The following is a 4,525-nucleotide window of genomic DNA, read 5'->3' as shown; positions in this document are numbered from 1 at the left end:
ACCATAAAAAGGTTTTGATGGCTTCTTTGGATGTCCATCGTCCGGCGGCGCAAGAACAGCTTGCCACTTTGGGTCAACAGGCAGATGTTCCGACCTTGCCAATTATTGCTGGTCAACAGCCGGTTGAAATTACGCAGCGCGCTCTTACTGCTGCGCGTTTGCAAGGCTATGATGTCGTTATTCTCGATACAGCTGGTCGTCTTCATATTGATCAGTTGTTGATGGATGAAATGAAGGCGGTTGCTGATAGCAGCCAGCCAACAGAAACCTTGTTAGTTGTCGATGCTCTGGCCGGACAAGATGCCGTCAATATCGCGAAAAGTTTTTCCGAACAAGTTGATCTGACCGGTATCATTCTAACGCGTATGGATGGCGATGCCCGTGGCGGTGCCGCACTGTCGATGCGGGCAGTGACCGGAAAGCCGATCAAATTTGTCGGCACCAGCGAAAAGCTGGATGGTCTTTCGCCGTTCCATCCCGATCGTGTCGCGAACCGCATTTTAGGCATGGGCGATATTATCTCCCTTGTTGAAAAAGCAAGCGAGACAATCGAAAAAGAAGACGCAGAAGCCTTGGCTGCCAAAATGGCCAAGGGGCGTTTTGATTTTAATGACCTGAAAAAACAATTCAGCCAAATGCGGCGTATGGGTGGAATGGGGGCTTTGGCATCAATGCTCCCTGGGGTGAAGCAGATCAAAAATGCTATGGCCAATGGTCAGGTTGATGATCGCATCCTCGTCAGAATGGAAGCGATGATTGACTCCATGACCCCAAAAGAACGCATTCGTCCTGAATTGATCAACGCCAAAAGAAAAATCCGGATTGCAAAGGGTTCAGGCACAACGGTTCAGGAAATAAACCGCTTGCTGAAAATGCATCAGGAAATGTCTTCGGCAATGAAACGCCTTAAAAAATTAGGCGGTATCAAAGGGTTAATGAAAATGCTGGGCGGGGGGGCTGATGGTGGTATGCCACCGATGATGCCCCCCGGTGGTGGTATGCCGGGGCTTCCCCCGGGTTTTGGCGGCTTCGGTCGTAAATAATTGATTTTTATTTGGTGAAAGGAAAATTTAATGGCCGTTTCAATTCGTCTGTCTCGTGGTGGTGCAAAACGCCGTCCGTTTTATCGTATCGTTATTGCGAATTCCCGCAGCCCGCGCGATGGTTCTTTCATTGAAAAAATCGGCAGCTACAATCCGCAGCTTCCGAAAGATAATGAAAACCGCGTAATCGTTGATCTTGATCGCGCACGTCATTGGTTGTCCGTTGGCGCACAGCCGACTGATCGTGTTGCTCGTTTCCTCGATGCCGCTGGTCTTCTGGAACGCAAAGCACGCAACAACCCGAATAAAGCTGTTCCGGGTGAAAAGGCCAAGGAACGCGCTGAAGAACGCGCCCAGAAGGCTGCTGATGCTGCTGAAGCCGCTAAGGCTGCTGCCGAAGCACCAGCTGTTGAAGAACAGGCTCCTGCTGAAGAAGCCGCTTCTAATTCTGAAGAAGCCTAAGTCATGGTTGCCGCACCCGATCGCCTGATTACCCTCGCCGTTGTTACGGGGGCGCATGGTATTACAGGAGAGGTGCGGCTAAAGCCTTTCACCGAAGATGCGGCACAATTTAAGGCCTATGGCATTTTTAGTGCAAATGGCACGCCTTTGACTCTGAAAAAATTGCGACCTGATCCCAAGGGGTGGGTTGTTCGTTTTTCAGAAATAACCGATCGTAATCAGGCAGAATCTTTGCGTGGAGTCGCTTTGACGGTTCCAAGAAAAGCTCTGCCTGATTTACCGGCGGATGAATATTACTATATCGATTTAATCGGTTTGCCATGCGTTGATCCGGCTGGCCAGCTTATTGGCGTGTCTGTCGCGGTCGAAAATTATGGCGCAGGCGATATTCTTGAAATTGAAAAAGCAGACAAAAAACGCTTTATGGTGCCTATCGCTCAAGCCGTAGATGTTCATGATGACCATCTTGTTATTGCAGCCGATTTTATCGAATGACCAAGCCTTTTTCTGCGTCGATCCTTACCCTTTATCCAGAAATGTTTCCGGGGCCTTTGGGGCATAGCTTGGCAGGCCGCGCTTTGGAAAATAATATCTGGTCGCTGGAAACCGTGGCTATCCGCGATTTTGCCAGTGACCGTCATCATACGGTTGATGATACGCCTTCGGGTGGTGGAGCTGGTATGGTGATGCGGGCAGATATTTTGGCGCGGGCTTTGGATCATAGCTGTGAAAAACATCCTGATTTACCCATTTTAGCCATGACCCCTAGGGGGTATCCGCTGACACAATCCAAAGTGAGACAATTATCCGAAGGGGCGGGCGCTATTATTATTTGTGGTCGCTTTGAAGGCATGGATGAAAGGCTTTTTGAAAAAAGAGCTATCGAACCTGTTTCTATTGGCGATTATATCCTGTCTGGCGGTGAAATGGCGGCTTTGACCCTGTTAGATGCTTGCATCCGGCTGATACCTGGCGTAATGGGCAAAATCACAAGTGGGGAAGATGAAAGTTTTGAAACAGGCTTGCTAGAATATCCCCAATATACCCGTCCAGTTGAATGGGAAGGGTTATCGATTCCCGAAGTGTTACGATCTGGGAATCACGCGCATATCAAGGCATGGCGACAAGCCATGGCAGAGCGCGATACAAGGTTAAGGCGGCCGGATCTTTGGGAACGCTACAGGAGCGTTCAGGCTAGTCGCCCTCTGGCGCGTAACAAAAAAGACAGGAATGAAAAATGAATCTTATTCAGACTCTCGAAGCCGAACAGATCGCCAAATTACAAGAACAGAAGTCTATTCCTGACTTTCGGGCTGGTGATACTTTAAAAGTCGGTGTGCGCGTTGTCGAAGGCGAACGCATCCGTATTCAGTTCTATGAAGGTGTCTGCATCGCTCGTTCCAATAAAGCTATCGGTTCTTCTTTCACGGTTCGGAAAATTTCCTTCGGTGAAGGTGTCGAACGTGTTTTTCCGCTTTATTCACCGAATGTTGATTCCATCGAAGTTGTTCGCCGTGGTGTCGTCCGTCGCGCTAAACTTTACTATCTGCGTGGTCTCAGAGGTAAGGCAGCTCGTATCGCTGAGCGTCGCGATGTGCGTCCCAGCAAATAATTTTGACTAAAAACTTTTAAAGTTTTTTTATAAATAAGGGCATCGTTTTTCGGTGCCCTTATTTTTTTATTAACTTATATTTTACTTTTCTTGTTTAAACCTATTATAAAATCTGAAGCGGTACAATTTTAGGGAAGACTTGATGTCTAAAAAAAATATTATACCGCAGGACGTTAATAATCTTCTAAAAGATATCAGCCAGCCTGACTTTTCTTATCGTGCCTACGATAACCGCAACCCTGTAGAATGGCATAATTGGCCTCTTTTAGAAAAAGCTGCGGACTATATTGCTTGGAAAAGCAAGCAAAACGTCAAAATTTGAAGTAAATATTATTAAGTTAGCCTTAAAAAGCTACATTTCTTTTAAGAAAGTTTTTTTATGTTGGTGCTGTTTCATTCTTTTAAAGGGGGAGTGGGCGTTTCCACTGTTGCGGCTAATATCGCTCTCTCGCTCCTTCGCCTTAAGCGGAAGGTGGCTATTGCGGATCTAACGCACCAACAATCCCTTAATTTTCATATCGGCGTCCAAGAAGAAGAGATTCCCTTTTTGTCTGTCGAGACGATGAATGAGCTTTATCCAGCTTCAGAAGAATTTTCAGGGATTACTATTGCCGATCTGGGTAGTGAAATTCAAAAATCCAGCATAACGCAAGAAAATATTCTTCATATTTCCATTTTGTCTCCCAATGCGGGATGTATGGCTCTATTCCCTGAAGCCTTTGATAAAAATCATTATTACATCATCAACAATGCCAATGACCGCTATAATTTTCCCCGTGCGGCATCGCAATTTGTTCAAGACATGGTTCAGGACAATTTGATCGGCATCATTCGGCAAGATGAAGCTGTTAACGAAGCCTTGGGGAAATTACAGCCTTTACATCTTTATGCGCCGACCTCTGTTGCCTTGAAAGATTTTGATAATTGTGCGCATCAGCTTTTAAGAATGATAGAAATGAATATCTCACAGCATGCGGAGGAGGTGTCCGCCGATGCTTCATAAAAGCCGTATAAAAATTAAAAACACGCTTTCTGAAGCCAAATATATTTTAGAGCATTTGTGGGATTCTGCTCTACAATGGCCATTGCTTTGCTTGATTACCATTGCAGCGCTTATTGTGGTTGCGGTTCCGCTACCGCTTTATTATCAATGGGTCTATGGCATTTTCTTTATGGGATTGACGCTGTTGATTGATCGCAGCCCAAGCCATTTTGCCTCTATTGTTATCTGTCTTTCTTCTATCCTGACATCAACACGCTATATCTTCTGGCGCATTACGCAAACACTACGTTTTGACCACATCATGGATGCGGTTTTCGGCGGGGTTCTCTTTATGGCAGAACTCTATGCTTGGGCTATTCTTATCTTGGGGCTATTCCAGATATTATGGCCGATGCAGCGTCCCGT

General features: G+C 46.3%; 7 protein-coding genes and 1 pseudogene. All 8 read left to right on the top strand.

What is annotated here, in order from left to right; translation table 11 throughout:
- Nucleotides 1–1,043, top strand: a 1,043-nt coding sequence (locus LDL18_RS08715) for a signal recognition particle protein (RefSeq protein ID WP_296508798.1), incomplete at its 5' end; no start/stop codon positions are given.
- A 30-nt stretch (nucleotides 1,044–1,073) separates the two neighbouring features.
- Nucleotides 1,074–1,505 (top strand): 30S ribosomal protein S16, encoded by a 432-nt coding sequence (rpsP, locus tag LDL18_RS08710; protein ID WP_296508796.1) that lies wholly within the window; start codon nucleotides 1,074–1,076, stop codon nucleotides 1,503–1,505.
- Between the two features lie 3 nt (nucleotides 1,506–1,508).
- Nucleotides 1,509–2,000: a ribosome maturation factor RimM gene (rimM, locus tag LDL18_RS08705; RefSeq protein WP_296508794.1), complete on the top strand. Its 492-nt coding sequence runs from the start codon at nucleotides 1,509–1,511 to the stop codon at nucleotides 1,998–2,000.
- Nucleotides 1,997–2,746, top strand: coding sequence for a tRNA (guanosine(37)-N1)-methyltransferase TrmD (gene trmD, locus LDL18_RS08700; protein WP_296508792.1), 750 nt, complete (start codon nucleotides 1,997–1,999; stop codon nucleotides 2,744–2,746). Before rimM ends, trmD begins: the two co-directional genes overlap by 4 nt.
- Nucleotides 2,743–3,117 carry a 50S ribosomal protein L19 gene (gene rplS, locus LDL18_RS08695; RefSeq protein WP_014848322.1) on the top strand — a complete coding sequence of 125 codons (375 nt, stop codon included), beginning with the start codon at nucleotides 2,743–2,745 and terminating at the stop codon, nucleotides 3,115–3,117. Before trmD ends, rplS begins: the two co-directional genes overlap by 4 nt.
- A gap of 142 nt (nucleotides 3,118–3,259) precedes the next feature.
- Nucleotides 3,260–3,439 (top strand): hypothetical protein, encoded by a 180-nt coding sequence (locus LDL18_RS08690; protein WP_296508789.1) that lies wholly within the window; start codon nucleotides 3,260–3,262, stop codon nucleotides 3,437–3,439.
- 57 nt (nucleotides 3,440–3,496) lie between these two features.
- Nucleotides 3,497–4,120, top strand: a complete 624-nt coding sequence (locus LDL18_RS08685) for a cellulose synthase operon protein YhjQ/BcsQ (RefSeq protein ID WP_296508787.1) — start codon at nucleotides 3,497–3,499, stop codon at nucleotides 4,118–4,120.
- A pseudogene (locus tag LDL18_RS08680) lies at nucleotides 4,110–4,525 on the top strand (cellulose synthase); the annotation flags it as partial. The gene LDL18_RS08685 and the pseudogene LDL18_RS08680, both read left to right, overlap by 11 nt.

The sequence above is a fragment of the Zymomonas sp. genome, from assembly GCF_020216885.1.
Classification (GTDB): Bacteria; Pseudomonadota; Alphaproteobacteria; order Sphingomonadales; family Sphingomonadaceae; genus Zymomonas.
Note: the sequence above shows the minus strand (reverse complement) of the source record. Positions and strands in the feature narration are given on the sequence as shown.

Bases quoted from the DNA above. Each gene is read 5' to 3' on its own strand.
- LDL18_RS08685 (WP_296508787.1), top strand. From the start codon at position 3,497: ATGTTGGTGCTGTTTCATTCTTTTAAAGGGGGAGTGGGCGTTTCCACT.
- LDL18_RS08690 (WP_296508789.1), top strand. From the start codon at position 3,260: ATGTCTAAAAAAAATATTATACCGCAGGACGTTAATAATCTTCTAAAA.
- rplS (WP_014848322.1), top strand. From the start codon at position 2,743: ATGAATCTTATTCAGACTCTCGAAGCCGAACAGATCGCCAAATTACAA.
- rpsP (WP_296508796.1), top strand. From the start codon at position 1,074: ATGGCCGTTTCAATTCGTCTGTCTCGTGGTGGTGCAAAACGCCGTCCG.
- trmD (WP_296508792.1), top strand. From the start codon at position 1,997: ATGACCAAGCCTTTTTCTGCGTCGATCCTTACCCTTTATCCAGAAATG.
- rimM (WP_296508794.1), top strand. From the start codon at position 1,509: ATGGTTGCCGCACCCGATCGCCTGATTACCCTCGCCGTTGTTACGGGG.